Below are 21,301 nucleotides of genomic sequence, written 5' to 3' on the forward strand. Positions count from 1 at the left end.
AGGATGATAAATGGCAGGGAGGATGATGAATCAAAGTGGGGGATTGCGAAAGTGGGGGGTGACAAAGGCAGTAAGGAAACACTCGTTGAGACTAAGGCAAATTTCCGTCGTTCCCGTGACAACGGGAATCTGCGTATTCGTTATGAATTCAGAGCCAGATATTAGATCCCCACTTTCGTGGGGATGACGAAAGTGGGGAAGTCGCTTATCTCAAGTTACTTTGCTTCAGCAGGTAACAAGAAAATGCCCGTTGGATTAATGGTTAAGTAAGCGTGGTCTGAAATCTCAGGGTCGAATTGCGAGGAGTTTAGTTGCAATAATAACTCCTGACCATGCCAGTTAACGGCAACTTCGTACATGGAACCCATATAAACGATGCCCTTAACCTGACACTGTTGGCAAACGTCACCTTCTCCAGCCAGTAATATAGCCTCTGGTCTAACGCCGATTTGATAGTCCCCTTCAGGGAACCCATCAATTACGTCTTTGTCAGCACCAATTTCATAGCCATTGATACTAAGATGCTCACCGCTATAAGAACCATCAAAGATATTGGCGTCACCCATAAAATTCGCCATAAACATAGAGGCTGGTGAACGATACAGTTGATCCGGTGAACCTTCTTGCATGATCTCACCATCGTTCATGACGATAACGGTGTCGGATACCGCAAATGCTTCGGCTTGGTCGTGGGTTACATACAAAGAAGTAATGTTAAAACGCTGTTGAAGTTCACGAATGGTTTCACGCATACTGCGACGTAAGTTGGCATCCAAGTTACTCAAAGGCTCATCAAAAAGAAGCACTTTTGGTTTTAATACCAAAGCTCGAGCTAGAGCAACACGTTGCTGCTGACCACCAGAGATCTGGTCGACAAAGCGGCTTCCCATGTCATCTAGACCAACCAATTTTAAGGCTTCATCAACACGTTGTTTGATTTCCTTAGCTGGCAACCTAATCATTTTCAAACCATAAGCGACATTCTCGTGAAGAGACATATGCGGAAATAGCGCATAGGATTGAAACACCATACAGATATCACGATGCTGGATAGACGTATTCGTCACGTCTTCACCATCGATAAAGATCTGACCGCTGGTTGGTTTTTCTAGACCAGCAACTAAACGCAATACGGTTGTTTTACCACAGCCAGATGGGCCAAGTAGAGTAACCAGAGTGCCTTTTTCGATTTCTAGATCAAGGTTGCCAATTACCGTATTGTCTCCAAAGCGCTTACATACATTTTTTAGCACTACAAAGCTATTTTCTTTCATTTTTAAATTCTCCAAAACTTATTCTTGGTTCTTGGCTTTTGAACGGGAAATTCGGGCTTCGCCCACGAAATAATCAAAGGTCAGTATGATAGACAGCATGACAAAGATAAGCAGTGAACCATAGGCAATCGCGATACCGTATTCACCATCTTCTACACGGTTTAAGATGTAAGATGTCGCAACGCGTGTTTCAGGCGTAACAAGGAAGATGATGGCACTAACGGTTGTCATGGCTCTTACAAAACTGTAAATCAATGATGACAAGATTGCAGGGCGGAGCAACGGAATCAATATAAAGATAATCGTTTTGAACGAGTTAGCACGTAAGCTCAGCGACGCTTCATCCAGCGATTTATCTAACTGACCCAAGCCAGCCACACCAGCACGAATACCGACAGGCACATTTCGCATTACCATGGAGATAACCACAATAGCAGCGGTTCCTGTTAGGTAGATTGGTGCATCGTTGAATGCGAGGATATAAGAAACACCCGCAACCGTTCCTGGAACCGCGAAACAGAGCATTGTTGCAAATTCAATGACCTTCTTGCCACGGAAATCCTGACGTACAACGATATAAGCGATAAGCAAACCAAAGGTCGCCGTAATCGGTGCTGCAATACCAGCGTATGTCATGGTACTGATTAACGAAGGCCATGCGCCTTCACCAAAGCCCATACCAAATAGATTGATATAGTTGTCTAGCGTTAAGGAGTAATCGATTCCCCAGTTAACGGTAAAGCTACCAAATACGATACTTCCGTAAAGCAGTACGTTAAATATCATCCAACCATACAATGTAACCGAAACGAAGGTACGCAGGCTGTTCGGCAGTGGCTGAACGTCACCACGATAAGATTTACCCGATATCGTTACGTAAGAACGCTTGCCGATCCACATGTACTGAATAACGAAAATAGCCAACGAGAAGATAAGCAAGACAGCACCTAAGGTACTTGCCGAGGCATAATCTAATTGAGCGCCCGCAATGTAGAAATAGATCTGCGTCGCGAGTACGTCGAAGCTACCGCCAAGTACAAGCGGGTTACTGAAGTCAGCGAGTGACTGTACAAAGATAATCAAAAATGAGTTGGCTAAAGCAGGCTTAAGCAAAGGTAGAACAATGCCGAAGAATGTCTGATAGCGATTAGCACGAAGTGTATATGAAGCCTCTTCTAAAGAAGGGTGCAGCGATTTCATTGCACCATCTAAAATCATAAAGGACATAGGCGCAAATGCAAGAACCTGAGCCATCCAAATACCGGTAAAACCATACAACCAATTGGTATTTTGGAAACCAAACCAATCTACCATTAATTCGGTGACATAACCTGAGCGGCCAAGCATTAAGGTTACCCCTAAGCCAACAACAAATGGAGGTGTAACGATTGGTAGAATAGAGAAAATACGGGTTATAAAGGCAGATTTTTCTGCTATACGAGTAGAGTAGATAGCGAAAATCAAGCCAAAGAAGGTGGCCGTAATACCAACGGAAGACCCCAAGAATAAAGAGTTAAGAATGATTTGAACGATCTGCTTTTGCGACAAAATTTCAAGAAACTGCCACGCAACAAAGTTGCCCATGTCGTCTTGAAACATCGGCACAAAGATAGCGATACTCGGGAAGAGAATAAACGCAGAGATCAAGCCAATGATGGAGACCAAAGAACCGATAACAAAGGCGTCGCCACCCATAAACTCTAATCGAGCCATGGCGAGTGTCATTACGCTGCCAAGTGCAGCAAAAAGGAAAATGGTGGAGTAACCCAAACCGTGTCCGGTTACCGCTGAAGAAGTGATGATAAATAGGATACAAAATAACGAGTAACCAATATCGAACTTATGGCGGGTTAGGTGGTATTTGTTTAAAGCGTGTTTAGGGCGAATTAGAAGCACTAAGGGCAAGCTAAACCAAAGCCATGCAATGTTTCTGCTGCTCCATCCCATCGCTTCAAAAAATTCATCTGAAGTAGAGTCGAGTACCCCATAATCAAGCGAAAATGTAGGTAAAAGCACGAAAGCGGCGACGATAGACAATATCCAATAGAAGATGTAGTCACGGTGCGGCTTCTCTTCAAAATGATTTTTCAAGTCTGACTCTGCTGCTAATTGAGACATGATATTTCCAACCGAAAATTAGTGAATAAGAGACCTAAGGGCTGATGTTTTCAGCCCTTATAAATAAAATTTTAGAGAGTTGAGCAACGCGGATGCGCTGCTCATATTAGGACAGCTTATTCGCCCATTTTAACGACGTTTACCCACTTCTTGATTAGGCGTTTACGTGTATCAGACGCACCGTAAGTGTTCATGTCGTAGTTGATAAGATCCAATTTCTTAGGGTCAAGCGCATAAGGAGATTGTTCTGCGTCAACATTCGTTAAGATTTGGAAAGACTTACCTTTTTGCCATGCAAGTTGCTGGCCTTCTTTAGACAGTACCCAATCGATGAATAATTTGGCGTTCTCTTCGTTACGAGCGCCTTTAATCATACTCACACCACCAATTTCATAACCGGTACCCTCACAAGGAGAGATAAGCTCTAAAGGTGCACCTTGCGATTGCTCTAGAGAGTAATCGTGAAGGAAGCCGATACCAATAGCGATTTCGCCACGAGCTGAGTTACGAGAAGGAGTCACACCAGATTTGGTATATTGAGAGATGTTTTTGTCTAAGCTTTTGAAGTATTCAAATGCTTTATCTTCACCCCAAAGCTGGATAAAAGTGGCGAGTGCAGTATAAGCAGTACCAGAACTTTGTGGGTCAGCAATCTGAATTTCATCTTTGTATTCTGGTTTAGTCAAATCTTCCCAACAGCGTGGAATGGCTATTCCTTTTTCAGCTAGGCGTTCTGTGTTTACACCGAAACCTAAAATACCCATGTAAACGGCAGAAGAGTAGTTACCTTTGCGTTTTGCAGGGTCTTTAAATTCTGGAATGATGTTCTCAAGTTCAGCGGATTTATACGGAGTAAGTAGATCCATTTCACCTGCTTGAGATTGAGGATCCAACGTACCGCCATACCATACATCTGCTCTTGGGTTTTTACGTTCTGCTTGAATTTTGGCAAGGGTACTACCTGAACCATTTCGAACGAAAGATGTTTTCACATCATATTTCTCAGAGAATGCTTTGGTTTCGGCTTCACACATTGCGTTTGTCGCACTGCAGTAAATAACCAAACGACCTTCAGCCATAACTTGCGGAGCAGCAAGCGCAGTAGAACCTAAGATACAAGCGGCTAAGAGATGGCGTTTAATATTACCTTTCATCTTTGTTTCCTCTTTTATTGTATTCACTCAGCAACGGAAGCGTTTGCTTTGTTAACCGAGCGTCAGTCACTTCTTTGTGACAACTTTTATTATGTAGAGACCCGGAATAATAAACGGGGCTACATATTATGTAGGTGTACGACTTGTGCCTAGGCAATGATACGTTGCCAAATACACAACTCTTTTTGGGTACACTGCAATACTAAAAAAAGAACAAACAAATAGAGTGAGACAGGTTTTTAGCCAACTAGGAATTTTTCCTAGTTTTAGGCTGCTTATGTAAGTATTGAGACGGAGTTCACAGTTAAACGCTATTGGTTTCAACGGTTCTCTGTTGTGCCCGTAAGAATGGAATCAACAACATACCAACTGCGGCGGCCGCAAATGTGACCACCGTAAAGAATCCTTCCCACTGAAATTGTTCAATGACAATGGAAAGTGGATACCCTGCCAGCGCGGCACCTAGGTAACCGAACAGGCCAACAAACCCCGTGGCTGTCCCGGCTAGGTTTTTGTGAGAGCACTCGGCGGCGGCCATACCAATCATCATTTGTGGGCCAAAGATAAAGAACCCGATAGAGAATAAGCAACCAGAGAGCACATAGATATTATTGATAGGGGTTAGCCATAACGCAGCAACCGAGATAAAAATGCCTAAGGCGAAAATGAGATTCATCGGCGCTCGATTGCCGTGGAAAAATTTATCGGATCCCCAACCGCCGAGTAATGATCCTAAAAAACCACCCACTTCAAACATGGAAACGGCCGTATTGGCGGTGAGTAAATCGACGTGATGCCGTTCGACCAAATATAAACTGCCCCAGTCATTGACCGCAATTCTGACGATGTATACCAATAGATAAGAGCTACACAGCAACCAGATGTACTTATTGCCTAACACGTAGGTTTTAATAATGGTTTTAAACGGTAGATTTTTCCCTTCCTCTTCCTGCTGCTTTTCTAGCGGATCATCGCGCCAGTCTCCGACCGTAGGCAAGCCGAGCGTGGTGGGTTTGTCTTGCATGCGAAAAGATAGGATTAACCCGACTACAATAGCGATGATTCCGGGCACAATAAATCCATAGCGCCAGCCCCAGGTGATGGCAATAAAACCTATTAAAATAGGCAGCAATGCGCCACTTACGTTGATACAGGTATTCCACAGCGACCACCAGAACCCCCTTTCAGAGCGAGAGTACCATGTTGTAAGCAGCTTAGCGCACGCGGGCCAGCCCCAGCTTTGGAAAAACGCGTTGAGCATCCATAAGATAACCATAACCGTGAGTGACGAACTCAAGCCAAATAAAATATTGATCACACCAGAGGCTATCAAGCCGAAACCCATAAAATAACGAGGGTTTGATTGGTCACTGATCATTCCTGACAGAAATTTGGATGTGCCATAGGTGATGTAATAGACAGTGGCAATCATTCCGATATCCGAAGGCTCCCAACCTAGATCAGTGAGCATCACAGGCATGCTAAAATTCAAACTCTTACGCGTAAAATAAAAAACACCGTAGCCAACATACATGGACAGCATCAAATGCAATCGCCAATACTTGTAAGTAGAATCGATAGTCCGTTTATCTGTTATCAGCGTTGCGGGTTGTTTTTGAGACAACATGCCAAACATGAAGTGAATCCTTGAGTGTTGAAATGGGTGATGAGTTTATGATGTTGGTTCATTCTGTTTCTTTGTGGGCAGATTAACCAATACCCGAGTACCGAGTTCTCCGTCGATGGTTAAGCTTCCGCCAAGCGCGGTGACACGTTCTTGCAGCCCTTTTAAGCCCGTCCCTTTCGTTCGCCAGTTCGCAGGCAAGCCAATGCCGTTATCTCTGTATTCCATGCTAAATAGAGAGCCGGGTAAAAACGTAAGGTTCACTTCTGTCGCTTGAGAGTGCTTGGTTGCGTTGTTGATGAGCTCTTGCACAATGCGATAGATAGTCACGGAGGTGACCTCATCGAGTTGTTCAGTATCAAACCCAATATTCAATCTAAAATCGACGCTGCGCTCCGAGAACTTCATTTCATTGGCGAGTTGTTGCAGTGCACTTTCTAATCCGAGTTCATCGAGTATGTGTGGTCTCAATTGAGACAGCAAATGACGGGTCGCACTGTGGACCTTAAAAGCCAGATCGTTGATCGCCGTGGCAATCTGTCTTGTGTTGTCTTCTTTCGCTGTTCTATTTGCAAGGGTTGCTTGTATTTGAATCGCGGTAATGTTCTGGCCTATTTCGTCATGCAGCTCACGCGCAACCGACTTGCGAATATCCTCTTCGACATGTACCAACTGGCGAGCGAGTTCTTGTTTTACTGACAATTCATGCGCGAGTTCGTGGATGACCCTTTTGAGCTTCTCGGATAGAAGATACTGGCGGCTAATAGCAATACCCAACCCTAAGCCAACGAGTGCCTGAGTGGTCAAAAAAAGCTGCATCTCTTCGTATGTAGCAAATGATCCCATCACTTTCTTCGCCATGGTGAGCAAGATACTGTTCATCACCGCCGAAAGCACGCCACCCTGCCAACCGTATCGGTAAGCCATAAAAATATTTGGCAGCAGAACAATGATCAAAAGCAGTGACGCCATCTGTTGTTTAAAACTCAATTCAGCGATTAGGCCGATACAGAAAAACAGAGACATCCACAAGAACGCAGACGGCCTTAATGTGACTTCTTTATGGACGAGAGTAGGGGAGAGCGGAACCCAAACCTTTCGGTTTAAATAGTCATGCAACAGGTAAAAGAACGGCGCAAGGATAATACCACCGGTCAGTGAGGCAATTGTGGTGCTGTACATAAGGTTGAGGGATAGACCCAGCGGTTTGCTCAACAATAGAATTGCGCAGGCCTGCAAAAATGCATTGATGATGATAACAACCAACAAACCAAGCAGTTGTTGCCAATAGGTTTCTAATCGCTTCCACCAAGCCTGAATAGGGCGTATTAATGCACCACTTATAAAGGGCGCAAGGAGCAATAAAAAGTCGGATTGATTAAGTTCTAATACTTGAACAATTCCAACGGTAATACATAATTCACTGAATAGGATGACCCACCAATACTTGATAGGCATTATTAATAATACTGCCAGCCTTAAGCCAACGGGCAGAAAAAGCCCCGCAGTATGAATATCCGTTACCAGATAGCCACTAATACTCCACAAGCAGAACCAAGTAACACTATAGATTACGAAGGTAAATATGCTGGCAAATGTGTGGCTACCAATGTGTTCTATTGAACTCCTCATTCTGGCAAGAGTTTATTTCTAATCGCAAATCGGATTAGGTCAACGTTATTAGAAAGAGAGAGCTTGCTTAGAATGTTCGCCCGATGTACATGCACCGTTTTATGGCTCAACGAAAGGTCGAAGGCGACCTCTTTGACATCCCTTCCTTGTATAAGGTGTTCAAAGATCTCTTTTTCTCGCTTGGTCAGCTCATTCAGTGCGGAGGATGGAGCACCAGCGTTGCTCAGATTGAACAGAGCATCAGCACACAGATAGCGATCGCCATTTGAGACGGTACGAATAGCGGTAACCAGCTCCCCTGGTCCGCAACGCTTAGATAAGTAACCCAATGCACCAGCCTCAATTGCTTTGCTTACAAACGAGGCAGAATCATAGATGCTTAGCACAATCGCTTTGAGTTCAGGGTTAATGTGTTTTAAACGAGCAAGCAGAGACAATCCACTTTCATCAGGCATAGAGATATCAATTACCGCAACATCTAAATGCGCGATCAAAGGTAGGGCATTAAATGCCTCTTTAGCTGAGCTATATTCGCCAACAACCGTGATGTCAGATTCGACACTCAACAACTGGGTAAAGCCTGATCGCACCATGACATGATCATCAACTAGAGCAACAGATATCATAATTATCATCCTTTTATTATTGCGGATACTCGCAAAAGCAATCAACATGATCAAAATTGATGGCGTGAGGTGTGATGGAGTCGATGATTAATTATAGAACTTGTCGCGATAGGATCATAAATTCCGTTATTCCGTTATTCCGTTATTCCGTCATTGAGGCGTTGGCTTGGAATCATATAGGTAAACGAATCTGTCTTTCTACTGAATATCCCGAGTTTGGCATAAATAGAGGTAGGTAAAGGTTGTTTTATAGGCAATTGGCTCGATAGGCGCTGTTTTTAGTGTTTTTCCACTTGACCAAACCTCTAAGAATCATTAAATTAGCGCCTCGTTGTTAACGCAGCGACAAAAATTCGGTGAGTTGTCCGAGTGGCTGAAGGAGCTCGCCTGGAAAGCGTGTATACGGCAACGTATCGAGAGTTCGAATCTCTCACTCACCGCCACATCAAAAACCCTAGCAGAAATGCTGGGGTTTTCTCGTTTTAGGTCAGTGGGTTAAGGTGTACAAAGTAAGCCTAAGGAGATTCTCCTCGTTAAGTTTGCTCTGATTTATTACCTTAATATCAATGGCTTTTACGATGTTTCAAATAAAAAATGTGACATATTGTTATGTCAGTATTATATAGTGAGAAAAGGATTATAATTCACCAATAATCACGTCACCAATCGCTATTAGTCTATAGCTCATAACACGTTCTAAGTAGGTATAATGTCAAGTTTATTTGGGGTAATAATTTTTGCGACTATTGGCGCATTGGGCAATGCGATGTTCGCAGCAGGGCAAAAAAAAGTAGTCATAGAAGAAGGGCCATTGTCATATATGGTTCTAACCTCACTTATTTGTGTGATATTAGCCGTGGTTATAGCGCCATTTATTGGTAGTAGCCGATATGATGTAGTCTTTAAAGAAAATTGGCAGTGGGTGCTCATTGGTGGGATAGGGCTCTTTTTTACATACCTTGGCTTTTACCTTCTGTATTCTCGTTATGGCACTTCTAGTTACGTGGTGTATGCCGTTTTATCAATATTAACCACATCGTTGATTGTAGGGTTGTTCTTGTTCAAAGAGACATTTAACTCTTACCATTGGGCTGCGTTTGCTTTTGCTCTATTAACCGTGGTTCTTTTTTCGTTAGGCAATAAACAGAAAGCTGATGCAGAAGCGTTGCAGGTTGAAATGACGGAAGCCAACGTCGTTCAAGTTATTTGTAGCGAAGATCCGTGTAAGATTTCTGAAAACGGATAATAAAAAATTTCTTGATATAAAGGTAGGCAAAGCAGGTTTTAGTCTTTGAATTGACTTTCATTGGATAGAGAAAAATATAGTCATACGAATCAAAACTTAATAAATTTGCGTTGACTCATTCTAAGAATCGAGTCTCTGTTCCCCACAGTAACATTGGTTGTTGTTCGTAAAACCCTAACAGAAATTCAGGGATTTTCTCGTTTTAGGTCAGTGAGTTAAGGAGTCACAGTAGCTTAACCTATTGACTCGCTTTTTTGTATGCGCTTTAAATGGTTAAGGTGTACAAAGTAAGCCTAATGAGGTTCTCCTCGTAACCTATTTACTTGTAAAGCCTTGTTCGGCCGGCTTATGAGTGAAGAGTCGGTGGCGATTAATCGATCGGCTATCTCGGAATTAAGAACGGTTCCCGAATTAGCACAGACGTTAACAAAGGTGGGTCGCGATGCCACTATACCTGTATTTATACGTTTTTTAGAGCATCAACATGAGATTAGAGAACTCACGTTCAGTTCATCTACACAGGCCGTAGAAGACTTCCTCGGTTTGTTAGTGGGTGATCTAAGTGTTAGACGTTTTCTTGGTGTGATTGGTCAACTGAGTGACGATGACATTGGTTCGTTCAAATACATTTCAAACTCATGTATAGGTATGGGTTTGCTGTATAAATACCCTTGATAAACCAAGCAGCCTTCCCTTTCTAAAGTGGTTCTTTGCTCTAGTGTTTCTACACCCTCGGCGATGGCGTTAAGCCCCAAAGCTTCAGACATAGAAATAATGGTTTTCACTATGGATTGGTCGCTCGCGTCGGACTCGACATCTTTAACAAAAGACTGGTCAATTTTTAATTGACTCAGAGGGAGCTTTTTGAGGTATTTAAGAGAAGAGTACCCTGTACCGAAATCATCGAGAGAGAAATTAACACCAAGCTCTCTAAGCTCGTTCATATGGGAAATCGTCCGTTTCATGTCATCGATGAGCATACTTTCAGTTAACTCTAACCTCAGCTTTCCATTTATTATATTATGCTCGCTCAATAACTTGCGGACCATTGCGACAAAATCAGATTGACGAAATTGTTTATAACTAACGTTGACGGAGAGCGTGAGATGCTGGGTTTCTTTGCGTTGCTGCCAATGATTCAACTGCTCACAAGCGGTTTTTAATACCCATTCCCCAATTGGAATGATCAATCCAGTCTTCTCTGCTATGGGGATGAATTGGTTCGGTCCTACTACGCCTTTTTCAGGGTGCATCCAGCGAATAAGCGCTTCTGCACCTATGGTTTGATTAGACTGGTTAACTTGAGGTTGATAGAAAAGTTCAAACTGTTGCTCAATAATTGCAATACGTAATTCATTTTCAAGATTAAACTGAGCCGCGACCTCTTTTTGCATCTCTGGGTCAAAAAAACAGGCCGTATTTTTACCTGAGTGCTTCGCTTGGTACATGGCTATATCCGCTTGTTTTATTAACTCTGACTCCGAGTGCGAATCATCATTAAACAACACGATGCCGATACTTACACTGCTGCTGTATTGATGTTGTTGAAGTGAGTAGGAACGAGCAAGCGTTTCGAGTAGATTGTTCACTATATGTTCAGCTTGCGCTTTGGCAGCGATAGTAGAAGCATCTAATTGCGGCAATAAAATCACAAATTCATCACCACCGAAACGTGCCAAAGTATCGTCGACACGCAGGCATTGACGAATACGAGATGCCGCTTCCTTGAGAAGTCTATCGCCATATTCATGCCCATGGGTGTCATTTATTGTTTTAAAGTCATCAATGTCTAAAAACAGTAAGGCATGATTGTGATTGCGGCGGTTGCAGGTCGCAATCGTTTGGCGGAGTCTATTGAACAATAAAATACGGTTTGGTAAACCGGTTAAAGCGTCATGATGCGCTTGTTGAAGCAATTCTCTTTTATTCTGTTTTTCTGATCTGGAGATTGAACGAATGAGCAAAAATAACACGATGTTATAGAGGGAAAATATAGCGAGACTGGCAAGAAATCGATGAGTAAAAATACTGACGATATATTGCTTGTCCATTTTGGAAACAAACCAGAATTCAAGGTATGGGTCATAATGGGCGACGACTTGAAACGTTTTCCCAGATTCCAGAAGGTCATAATCAAAAATACTGAAATACTGTTCATTGTCGGTATGTTGCTTTAGAGACGAATAATACCGGTCACTGACCGGTATTGTATAATCCACGTGCTCACTGTCCGTGCTAAATTGAAGATACTTATCACGTCGTACGATTTCCACTTGATGATAAGGTTTTAAATCGGTATGACCACCAAAGATAGGGGTGTTGTCTAATTTGATGCCAGCCGTCATAACTGCGATAGCGGGAGATGCCTCACGCGGTAAGAAAATGGCCTTGCGGATAGGCATGGCAAACGTGTGGTTTCCCAGTGCTTTTATCGTATAAGTTGGCCCAGTATTGATCTTACGGCTTTCTCTGGCGTCGATAAATGAATCTCTAGTTTGCTCGAGTTGCATCAGGTTTGGCACTTTTCTCAAGTCAAAGTTAGAGCTTGTCACCAAAGGCCGTCCGTCATAGGCAGCTAAACCTAAACCCAAAAAGGCGGGATAAGACTTCATTGTGTTATCAAGAACAGAGTCGTGAATGGGGCGCTTTGGTAATTGATGTTGAGTGATAAGATGAACCCCGAGAATATCGAGCAATGATTCCTGTGACTCGAAAAATGCCTTAACTGAATTACCAAAAAGTTCAACATGTGTTCGTTGTTTATTTAGTACAATCTGCTTACTGGAAGTCCAATTATAATAGGTCACGCCAGAAAACATCACGAATGATGTGATGAAAATGATAAAGAATATCGTCCAGATATTCTTTAGGCGTGTCATTTTGTTCATACAGTTACGTTACTCATTGCTAATAGTATGCCTTTGTCTATCTCGGGTTATTGGGTGCCTTTATTCATCTGACACGTAAAGGTGATAATTTCTAGTGTGTTGAATGTGCATTGATGAGACTAGATTCTAACTATCTGTTGATCGTAAAGAAAGAGCTTTCATTCATGCTATTGATGTATCACATGGTTTATATGTGCTAGAGGCAATATCAAAGCGCTTTATTTATGGATAGGTTCTGTATTTTTTGAGTAAATGATTTTAATTGCTCTATATTGATATCTTTGGGGAATGACAAAACGCTTTTTTATATTCTCTTGGGCTAGTACCAACACAATTTCTGAATCGTTGACGAAAGTTCGTAGTTGAACCCAATCCAGATTTTACCGCAATTTGTTCGAAGCTTAATGTTGTGGTCTCCAATAGACGCTGAGCATATTTTACTCGAGCACTGTTCAGCCATACTGTCGGGCTTAACCCCAATTCATTTTTGAATTTTCGATTGAAGGTTCTTGTCGTCATGAATACTCGATTCGCCATATCTTCAATAGATATACTGTCACCCAAATTTGATTCCAACCAATAGAGCAGAGCATTAATTGGCCCCTTACCAGAATCATTATGACTGTGATTAATAAATTGTTTTTGTCCACCTTCTCTGTGCATCTGAACGGCTGATATTTTTGCTAAGTCGTTTGAAACATAATTGCCTAAATCAAGGCCAACCACATACAAACACAAATCTAAACCTGCAATGGCACCTGCGGAAGTCAAAATCTGGCCGTTATCGATGTACAGAACCTCTGGATGTAAAGAAGGCATGGTGAAGTTAATAAAAGAGCAAGTGGTAAGCAAACCAGATAGTTATATGTCTACTATGGTGGAACTCGGGTTCTTAAATAAGGTCACTAATAATAAGCTGCGTTAAGCGTGACAATCGGGTAGGAGAACGTAGTGAGTGGATTGTCTAATTTGCATTGAGAGTGGTTGGTTTTGTTTGTACCAGTCTATAATCCTTGAAAGCATGCGTGTAAATAAACAGATAGAACCGAAGTAAAGTAAGAAAATACCTCAGGATAAAACGGGTGTGTTTATTCTTAATACCGTGCATAAGTCTTAACTTACCTAGGGGGGTTACGTGCTGTATTTTTCTCTGATTTTGATTGGATTACTGGGGTATCTCGCACAGACCACCGGACTTTGTATGGTTAGAGGTGTCCAAGAAGCACGTGATGGAAAACCCACGCTTTTGTTGGCTATTGTGTTCAGCGGAACATTGTCATGGCTTTCCATTGATCTTACCTACTTTGTTACTCAGCCAAGCCATTTAATAACTTACCTTCCCACGTGGCATTTTGTCGTAGGCGGCTTTTTGTTTGGCTTAGGGGCAGCGTTGAATCTCGGTTGTGGTGTGTCCACAATTAGTCGTTTGGCCCGTGGGCAGTTAGTGATGCTGGCAACGGTTACTGGTTGGCTAGTGGCATGGATAGTCTTTGTGAAATTAATGATTGATGTTAAACCCAGCAGTTACGAGACACCCATGAAGGTTCATTATGGTGTATTAATTGGGGGCTCAATACTGCTTGCATTCATTATTTTAAGGTTGAACACAGGTAGTAGAAAATTGTGGTTGTCCATGCTGGGTATCGGTTTAATGGCAGGTTGCCTTTTTGTTTTTGAGCCTCGTTGGACCCCAAGTGACTTGCTGAAAGATATCGGTCTTTCTGTCTGGAATAACACTGAAAACACATGGCCAAGCAGTGAACGTTTTATGCTGATTACCTTTTTGATTTTGGGAATGCTAACGGCGGCGCTACTCACGAGATCATTCAAATTTGAACCTGGAACATTTAAGCGTTACCTAGAACATTTTGGTGCTGGCAGTTTGATGGGGTTTGGTGCGGTTTTAGCCAGTGGTGGGAATGACACTCAACTATTAGTCGCGCTACCATCTCTGTCACCAGCAGGCGCAGTGGCGGTGCTCTCTATCATTGTGGGTATCTATATCGGAACTTTATTGAGACGTTAAGTTCCCGCTTGTATGCTTAGTAAAGGCCATTATTAAGCATACAAGTGATAAGCGTATAAGTTCATCTTGATTGGTCTGCATAGTGAACTCTATGTTGGATAGATAGTGATTTAGCTAAGTATAAGCCTGAAACGAAATAGCTTGATTACACCAATCATATGAGGAGATTAAGAACCTAAACTCATAAATTATTCGATGCCACGCTTTTCTCGTTCTTGCTATAAGAATAATAGGTTATGCTAGTCCTATTGGCTTGAGGTATGGAATTCTAATGAAAAAAGAGCAGATAGTTCAGTTAGATGAGATAACTAAAGAGTTTATTGATGGCGACCAACGTCATAGAGTCTTAGATAAACTTGGGCTAACCCTCTTTCGTGGCGATACCGTTGCACTTACTGGTGCCAGTGGGAGCGGAAAAAGTACCTTGCTCAACGTTATAGCGGGATTCGAACCACCCAGTTCCGGGCAACTGGCACTTCTAGGAAACTATACTCAACATTGGCCAGACAGACGCTGGAGTCGGTTTCGCCATCAAAATTTGGGTGTTGTATTTCAGCAGTTAAATCTTCTTACGCCTTTGAACGTCGCCGATAACATCGCGTTTCCTCTGCAACTCAATAACCTTAAATGGAATGACTGGTGTGATCATCTAACGGACCGATTGGGTCTAAAAACCTTACTGGGTCGTCATGTTGAGAATCTGTCGGGGGGCCAACAGCAGCGTGTCGCGATCGCCAGAGCACTCGCACATAAACCGGAGTTATTGCTTGCAGATGAACCAACCGGCAATTTAGATCAAACGGCTAGCGTAGAGGTGATGGAGCTTCTGTGTGAATTAGCGGCAGAGAACAACACGAGCATATTATTGGTGACGCATAGCCAGACGTGCGCGGGTTTCATGAACCGTCACTGGCATCTAGAGCAGGGTAATATCCATGAGTAGCCATTCTGGCGGTCATTCATTCTTAAAAAAGACAATGCCCAAGAATGCTTTGCTTACAAAGACCAAGCTTTGCTTGCAGATCTTCTTAGCACACTACAAAAAAGCGCCGCTTCAGGCGGGCGCAATTATCATAGGTATTGTTCTTGCGGTTACCCTGCTTACCGGGGTTAGGGCGATCAATGAAAACGCCAAACGCAGTTACAGTGCCGTATCCGAACAACTAAGTCAGCAGGCCAAATGGTTTATTACACCCAACATAGGACAACCGTTGCTTGATGATGCTATCTATTTCGATCTCAGAAATGCTGGATTTAGTCAGAGCTTGGCGGTTATAGAAGGATCATTGCTCGATGGCTTCGGTAACCGTTGGCAGGTTCAAGGCAGTGATCTAGTTGCGGCCTTAACCGCACTGAATAAAGACAACAGTGGCGCTGACAACAATAACCGCCTATCGCTGTTTGATAATCGTCTTCCAGTCACCGATATGTTGGCGGGCAAACCGATTGTGTTAATGAGTCGAAAGCAGGCAGAAACGTTAGCCGAAGACACTGAAATCATGCTGGCAGGACAAAAGCTTAAGGTAGTAAGCTTGAGTGAAAGCTTTAGCTTAGGCAACCGTATTTTGATGGATATCTCCTTGGCTCAACGGCTACTCACTCGCCCCGAAAAACTGAGCTATATCGCACTTTTTAACTACGATGAGCAAGACCATGAGCCGTTGATTCAACTGGTGGGTGACAGAGCGGTACTAAGTCAGAGCGACGAAGGCGAAAATCTTACGGCGCTTACAGAGAGTTTTCACCTCAACCTAACCGCAATGAGTATGCTCGCGTTTATCGTGGGTCTGTTTATTGCCTATAACGGTGTACGTTACAGCCTGTTAAAAAGACAGCGACTCTTCATTCAGTTGCAGCAAATTGGCATGCCTAAGGTGCCGTTACTTTTGGCGCTTTGTTTAGAACTATTTGGTTTGATTTTAGTCGGTTCTGTTATTGGGTTTACGTTAGGGCTTCAGCTTAGTCATTGGCTTCACCCTATGGTTTCAGTCACGCTTGAGCAGTTGTACAACGCAAGGATATTGCCGGGTGTTTGGAGCTGGAGCTGGTTGTGGCAGGCGATGTTGCTTACGATGGTGTCCACAATCCTTGCCTGCAGTTCACTCTTCTCTCAGCTTTTACATCAACCGTTGGCAAGAAGTGTGGGGCAATACAGTCAACAGACAAATGCTTACCGAATACACCGAATCCAGTTCACTGTTGCGATCATATTGGTTGCGCTTTCCGCTATCTTGATGCCTTTCAGTGACGATTATCAGCAGACTATGGCGCTTCTTGGGCTGGTTATTATCGCGATCCCGCTTTCTCTGCCTTTGTCATTATCGGTACTGGTGAATCTGATTGCCAAGTTTACCCGAAAAGGGCTTATTGGCTATCAGCTTGCAGAAACAAAGGAGCTGATTTCACCTCTATCGTTGGCGATGATGGCAATGCTTCTGGCGCTTACCGCAAACATTTCCATGAATACGTTGGTGGGCAGTTTTGAATCGACGCTGACGAATTGGCTGAATGTTCGGTTACACGCTGATCTTTATGTGCGCCCTGCTGAATCTCGGATAAGTGAGGTAGAACAGTTCCTGCATAAACAACCTGACGTTAGAGCGGTGTATAAGCAGTATTACCAAAAAAGTCAGTACGGTGGTCTACCCATTATATTGGGAACCAAGGATTCGGAAACCATGAAAAAGACGGCCATTTTTAAAGATTCAGCAACCGACGTATGGGCGCAATTTTCTGATCGCAAGACGGTCATTATCAGCGAACCAATGGCGATTAGACTAAAGCTATCGTTGGGGGACCGCATCGAATTAGATGCGATTCCAGAACGGTTATTTATTATAGGCGGAATATTCTACGATTACGGGAATCCTTATGGTGAGGTACTGATCCCACAAACACTTTGGAATCAGCTTGGTTTCTCAACCGTGCCCGCTGGGATAGGGGTTGGTTTCGATGGGGACCCGGATACACTTCGGGAACGGCTGAAGGGACATCTTGGTATTTCAGATGCGCTGATGTATGACCAACAACAGATCAAGCAACGGGCGATTTCGATATTCAATAAGACGTTCTCCATTACAAGGGTGTTAAATAGTCTGACTTTGTTAGTCGCATCCGTCGGTTTGTTTAGCGCTTGTTTCATGCTTACTCAGGCCAGAGTTGCACCAATCGCACGCTTATACAGCTTGGGGGTCAGTCAGCGACGCCTGACCTTTATGGTGATCAGTCAGATGCTGAGTATTGTTTTACTGACTTGTCTGGTTGCCTTGCCTACTGGAGCGATGTTGGGGTATCTGCTGATAAACAAAGTCACACTGCAAGCCTTTGGCTGGAGTATCGCCATGCTGTGGGATTGGCAGGCCTATTTTGAAGTGGTGTTTATTGCGCTGTTCGCCAGCTTACTGGCGGTCGCCTTACCGATTTACCTGCAAACAAAACGGCCACTTATCTCTAGCCTTCAGAGTGAGGTGATATGATGCGTTCAAGATTTTTACATTCTTCTAGCTCGTTTGCCTCATTGGCCACGATCTCGGTCTTGATATTGATATCGATATTGGCCGGTTGCTCTGATTCTGAGGCAGAGAAGTCGATGGGTAATATACTTGGTGATACCTCCGCCAGTTATTCCGAAGTGCGTCCTGATACCCGAATAGTGTTCCCTTCAGATCATCTCTCTCACCCCTCGTTCCGTCAGGAATGGTGGTATCTAACTGCAAACCTGAAAACAGAAACAGGAAAGCCCATAGGGATACAGTGGACTCAGTTCCGGATGGCGATGTCAGCTGATATTGGGCAGCCAGAACAGTCAGAAGGGTGGGCAACCAATCAGCTTTATCTGGCACATACCGCAGTGACGACTGAAGAGGTGCACCTGGCCAATGAAAAATGGTCGCGGGCGCACCCTAAATTTGCCGCGGTAACCGCAAACCCTCTCACGATTAAATTGGATAACTGGAAATGGCAGGCGAAAGGGGATGACCTGTTTCCTGCGTTGTTAACGGTTGAAAGTGACCGCTTTAATTATCAATTATCATTGACCAGTCATCTTCCATTGCAGCGACAAGGGGAGAATGGTTTTAGCCGAAAAAGTGCTGATGGAAAAGTGGCTTCTCATTATTACAGCCAACCATTTATTGAAGTGGAAGGTGAGATCGAACTTGATGGAGAGCGAATATTAGTAACCGGAACAGCATGGCTTGATAGAGAGTGGAGCTCGCAGTTTTTGACGGGCTCGCAGCAAGGTTGGGATTGGTTTGCACTACGCCTGAATGATGGCTCAACATTGATGCTATTTCAGCTAAGGGAAAACAATGGAGAACAACCGGGTTTCTACAGTGCGAGGAGAATGTATCCTGATGGTCGCGGTGAAAATATCGCTTCTTCTGAAATTACCATGATGCCTTCAGAGTTTCATCAGATTGATGAAGGACGTTACCCAGTCGCTTGGAATATCATTATCCCAAATCAAAGGATCGATCTGAACGTTAGAGCGCTTAACATGGAGGCCAAAATGCCTCTTAGTATTCCCTATTGGGAAGGGCCAGTCTTTTTTAACGGTAGTCACTCTGGTGAAGGTTATATGGAATTGACTGGATACTGATTTGCGATTAGCTTGGTAGAACTGAAAAATAGGCGTTTGCTGTCGGACATTTTATTGATTCAGTGCATCTTTTGTCACACATGCTTTGGTTAGAGTAGCCCTATATTTCCTTTCAGTATAGAAGAAGAAACATGACTCAAGTGAACCAAGATCGTTTAGTTAATCACTTCCTAGATATCGTTCAAATCGACAGTGAATCAAAAAATGAAAAAGCGATAGCAGAAACACTAGCAGAACAGCTAGATGGCCTAGGTTTCTCTGTTACCAAATTACCTGTTCCAGAGCACATATCTAATGGTTTTAACATTTATGCTCGTTTAAATGGTGAGTTAGAGGGCAGCATTGTATTCAGTTCGCACATGGACACAGTGATTCCGGGTAATGGCATTGAACCTATTATCGAAGATGGTGTAATCCGGTCTAAAGGCAACACGGTTCTTGGTGGGGACGATAAGTCAGGCATTGCGGCTGTGATGGAATCCGTACGTGTTATCAAAGAAAATAACCTAGCACACAAAACCATTGAGCTCGCCTTTACAGTGTATGAAGAAGGCGGCTTAAATGGGTCTAAAAACTACGACATGAATTACATTCAATCAAGTCACGCAATTGTATTAGATTCAGGTGGCCCAATAGGCAGTATCGTTACTTCGGCCCCAGGCCAACAAAACCTAAAAGTGTCGATTACGGGTCGTCCTGCACACGCAGGTTTAGCACCAGAAGAAGGCATCAATGCCCTAACGGTTGCGGCAGATGCAATTACACATATGGCGCTGGCACGTATTGATGAAGAAACGACAGCAAACATCGGTGTTGTACGTGGTGGTCAAGCGACCAACATTGTTATGCCTGATCTGTATATCGAAGGGGAGGCGCGTTCCCTTAATGATGTGAAACTCGCGAAACAAGTTGAGCACATGGAATCAACGTTTAGGGCGGCGGCAGAAAAACATGAAGCCCAAATCGATATTATTTCAACTCGTGCTTACAATGCCTATAAGATTGCGGACGAAAACCCACACGTAGCTGGTATCAAAGAAGCATTTGAAAGCATTAATATCCGCTCATTTACCAAGTCTACGGGGGGTGGCTCTGATGCAAACATATTCAATGAAAAAGGCTTAACCACCGTCAACCTTTCTACCGGTATGGCTAAAGTACATACGACAGAAGAGCACATAAAGGTGTCCGATATGGTTGATATTACGCGTTTCTTAACGGCGTATCTAACTCGTTAATTAAGCCGCTCTTACGTTATAAATATGTCTTTTCTCAACATATGTTTATGTTGTAATATTAAAACCAGTGAGATGTTCCACTGGTTTTTGTTTATATCACGCTAAGTATTTTATTTAAAAACATGGATATATCTCCGTAGACAAAATATGATCAAACCTCAATAACGTCTTCCCTGTCCAGAATTTGTCTCCCCCAACATATTCAATAAGCGAAATCGTTAGTATAATTAAAAAATCCTATGAATAGTTTGGTTGTCTCTATGGAAAATGATCAGCATTTACCCGTGCAGGTTAATAATTTACGGCTTGAACTCACTTCCGTTCAAGACACCAATGAGCAGTTAGCTTATGAATTGGGAAAAAGTAACCAACGTTTTATATTGGCTATGCGCGGAGCAAATGAGGGGGGGGGGGTGGAATATGAAGAAGATGAACTAGAAGGCAACTTATCTACGTGGAAATCTTTGGTTTACCCTGATGAGAAGAGGTCGGTATTAATGGCACACTCTCTGGAGTACAACGTTGTTGCCGAAGGGGTAGAGTATGTTGAACCGTTAAATTTACTGAAGAAACTTGGTTGCGATTTAGCGCAAGGTTACTTAGTTAGTCAGCGTTAAAACCAGAAGCTGTTTTTAAGTTGTTTTAATCGCCATTCGTTGTAAAATACGTTGTCGTTTCGCGGTGGCCGATCTTCAAAGTATTATACGCCTCAAATCATTCCTTATATCACCCATTACTACCTTGGTGAGTTCAAATTTGTCATTAAATCCGTCGTGACATTTTAGGTATACAGAAGAAGAATACCTGAGCGCTATCGAATTGTGGTTGAATGAAGGCAAGGACAGAATTATAAGGAGATGAATTATGCATCTAAT

At 43.2% G+C, this 21,301-nt stretch carries 16 protein-coding genes and 1 tRNA gene; 9 read left to right on the top strand and 8 right to left on the bottom strand.

Features of this window, described 5'->3' with window-relative positions; genetic code table 11:
- Positions 1-215: 215 nt before the first annotated feature.
- The 6 genes from fbpC to AACW90_RS21245 form a co-directional block, all read right to left on the bottom strand.
- Positions 216-1,274 carry a ferric ABC transporter ATP-binding protein gene (gene fbpC, locus AACW90_RS21220; protein ID WP_390238612.1) on the bottom strand — a complete coding sequence of 353 codons (1,059 nt, stop codon included), beginning with the start codon at positions 1,272-1,274 and terminating at the stop codon, positions 216-218.
- A gap of 18 nt (positions 1,275-1,292) precedes the next feature.
- A complete protein-coding gene (locus AACW90_RS21225) occupies positions 1,293-3,392 on the bottom strand; it encodes an ABC transporter permease (RefSeq protein WP_390238615.1) in 2,100 nt (699 codons plus the stop codon).
- A 116-nt stretch (positions 3,393-3,508) separates the two neighbouring features.
- Positions 3,509-4,546, bottom strand: a complete 1,038-nt coding sequence (locus AACW90_RS21230) for an ABC transporter substrate-binding protein (protein ID WP_390238617.1) — start codon at positions 4,544-4,546, stop codon at positions 3,509-3,511.
- Positions 4,547-4,850: 304 nt separating this feature from the next.
- Positions 4,851-6,182 (bottom strand): MFS transporter family glucose-6-phosphate receptor UhpC, encoded by a 1,332-nt coding sequence (gene uhpC, locus AACW90_RS21235; protein ID WP_390238620.1) that lies wholly within the window; start codon positions 6,180-6,182, stop codon positions 4,851-4,853.
- Positions 6,183-6,218: 36 nt separating this feature from the next.
- Positions 6,219-7,802 (bottom strand): signal transduction histidine-protein kinase/phosphatase UhpB, encoded by a 1,584-nt coding sequence (gene uhpB, locus AACW90_RS21240; protein WP_390238622.1) that lies wholly within the window; start codon positions 7,800-7,802, stop codon positions 6,219-6,221.
- Positions 7,799-8,428 (bottom strand): response regulator, encoded by a 630-nt coding sequence (locus AACW90_RS21245; protein WP_390238624.1) that lies wholly within the window; start codon positions 8,426-8,428, stop codon positions 7,799-7,801. The genes uhpB and AACW90_RS21245 overlap by 4 nt, the downstream gene beginning before the upstream one ends.
- A gap of 355 nt (positions 8,429-8,783) precedes the next feature.
- Here AACW90_RS21245 and AACW90_RS21250 point away from each other — a divergent pair.
- The 3 genes from AACW90_RS21250 to AACW90_RS21260 all read left to right on the top strand — a co-directional run bounded on the left by AACW90_RS21250 (position 8,784) and on the right by AACW90_RS21260 (position 10,349).
- Positions 8,784-8,871: transfer RNA gene (locus tag AACW90_RS21250), tRNA-Ser, on the top strand.
- A 266-nt stretch (positions 8,872-9,137) separates the two neighbouring features.
- Positions 9,138-9,674, top strand: coding sequence for a DMT family transporter (locus AACW90_RS21255; RefSeq protein ID WP_390238626.1), 537 nt, complete (start codon positions 9,138-9,140; stop codon positions 9,672-9,674).
- Between the two features lie 348 nt (positions 9,675-10,022).
- A complete protein-coding gene (locus AACW90_RS21260; protein WP_390238629.1) occupies positions 10,023-10,349 on the top strand; it encodes a TetR/AcrR family transcriptional regulator C-terminal domain-containing protein in 327 nt (108 codons plus the stop codon).
- Here AACW90_RS21260 and AACW90_RS21265 read toward each other — a convergent pair.
- Positions 10,265-12,562 carry a putative bifunctional diguanylate cyclase/phosphodiesterase gene (locus tag AACW90_RS21265; RefSeq protein WP_390238632.1) on the bottom strand — a complete coding sequence of 766 codons (2,298 nt, stop codon included), beginning with the start codon at positions 12,560-12,562 and terminating at the stop codon, positions 10,265-10,267. The two genes, AACW90_RS21260 and AACW90_RS21265, sit on opposite strands and share 85 nt — an antisense overlap.
- 267 nt (positions 12,563-12,829) lie before the next feature.
- Positions 12,830-13,381, bottom strand: coding sequence for a GlxA family transcriptional regulator (locus AACW90_RS21270; protein ID WP_390238635.1), 552 nt, complete (start codon positions 13,379-13,381; stop codon positions 12,830-12,832).
- 382 nt (positions 13,382-13,763) lie between these two features.
- Here AACW90_RS21270 and AACW90_RS21275 point away from each other — a divergent pair, with 382 nt between their 5' ends.
- The 6 genes from AACW90_RS21275 to AACW90_RS21300 all read left to right on the top strand — a co-directional run bounded on the left by AACW90_RS21275 (position 13,764) and on the right by AACW90_RS21300 (position 21,043).
- Positions 13,764-14,588: a YeeE/YedE thiosulfate transporter family protein gene (locus tag AACW90_RS21275; protein WP_390238704.1), complete on the top strand. Its 825-nt coding sequence runs from the start codon at positions 13,764-13,766 to the stop codon at positions 14,586-14,588.
- Positions 14,589-14,859: 271 nt separating this feature from the next.
- On the top strand, positions 14,860-15,531 hold the full coding sequence (locus tag AACW90_RS21280) for an ABC transporter ATP-binding protein (RefSeq protein WP_390238638.1): 672 nt from the start codon (positions 14,860-14,862) through the stop codon (positions 15,529-15,531).
- Positions 15,524-18,064: an ABC transporter permease gene (locus AACW90_RS21285; protein ID WP_390238642.1), complete on the top strand. Its 2,541-nt coding sequence runs from the start codon at positions 15,524-15,526 to the stop codon at positions 18,062-18,064. Before AACW90_RS21280 ends, AACW90_RS21285 begins: the two co-directional genes overlap by 8 nt.
- Positions 18,064-19,188 carry a lipocalin-like domain-containing protein gene (locus AACW90_RS21290; protein WP_390238645.1) on the top strand — a complete coding sequence of 375 codons (1,125 nt, stop codon included), beginning with the start codon at positions 18,064-18,066 and terminating at the stop codon, positions 19,186-19,188. Before AACW90_RS21285 ends, AACW90_RS21290 begins: the two co-directional genes overlap by 1 nt.
- Positions 19,189-19,319: 131 nt before the next feature.
- Entirely contained in the window at positions 19,320-20,426 is a 1,107-nt protein-coding gene (locus tag AACW90_RS21295) for a M20/M25/M40 family metallo-hydrolase (RefSeq protein ID WP_390238648.1), read from the top strand.
- Between the two features lie 260 nt (positions 20,427-20,686).
- The gene (locus AACW90_RS21300; RefSeq protein WP_390238651.1) at positions 20,687-21,043 is read left to right on the top strand and encodes an EAL domain-containing protein; all 357 of its coding nucleotides are present in this window, start codon (positions 20,687-20,689) and stop codon (positions 21,041-21,043) included.
- Positions 21,044-21,301 lie beyond the last annotated feature (258 nt).

Origin of the sequence: Vibrio frigidus (assembly GCF_042465995.1) — a bacterium.
GTDB lineage: Bacteria > Pseudomonadota > Gammaproteobacteria > Enterobacterales > Vibrionaceae > Vibrio.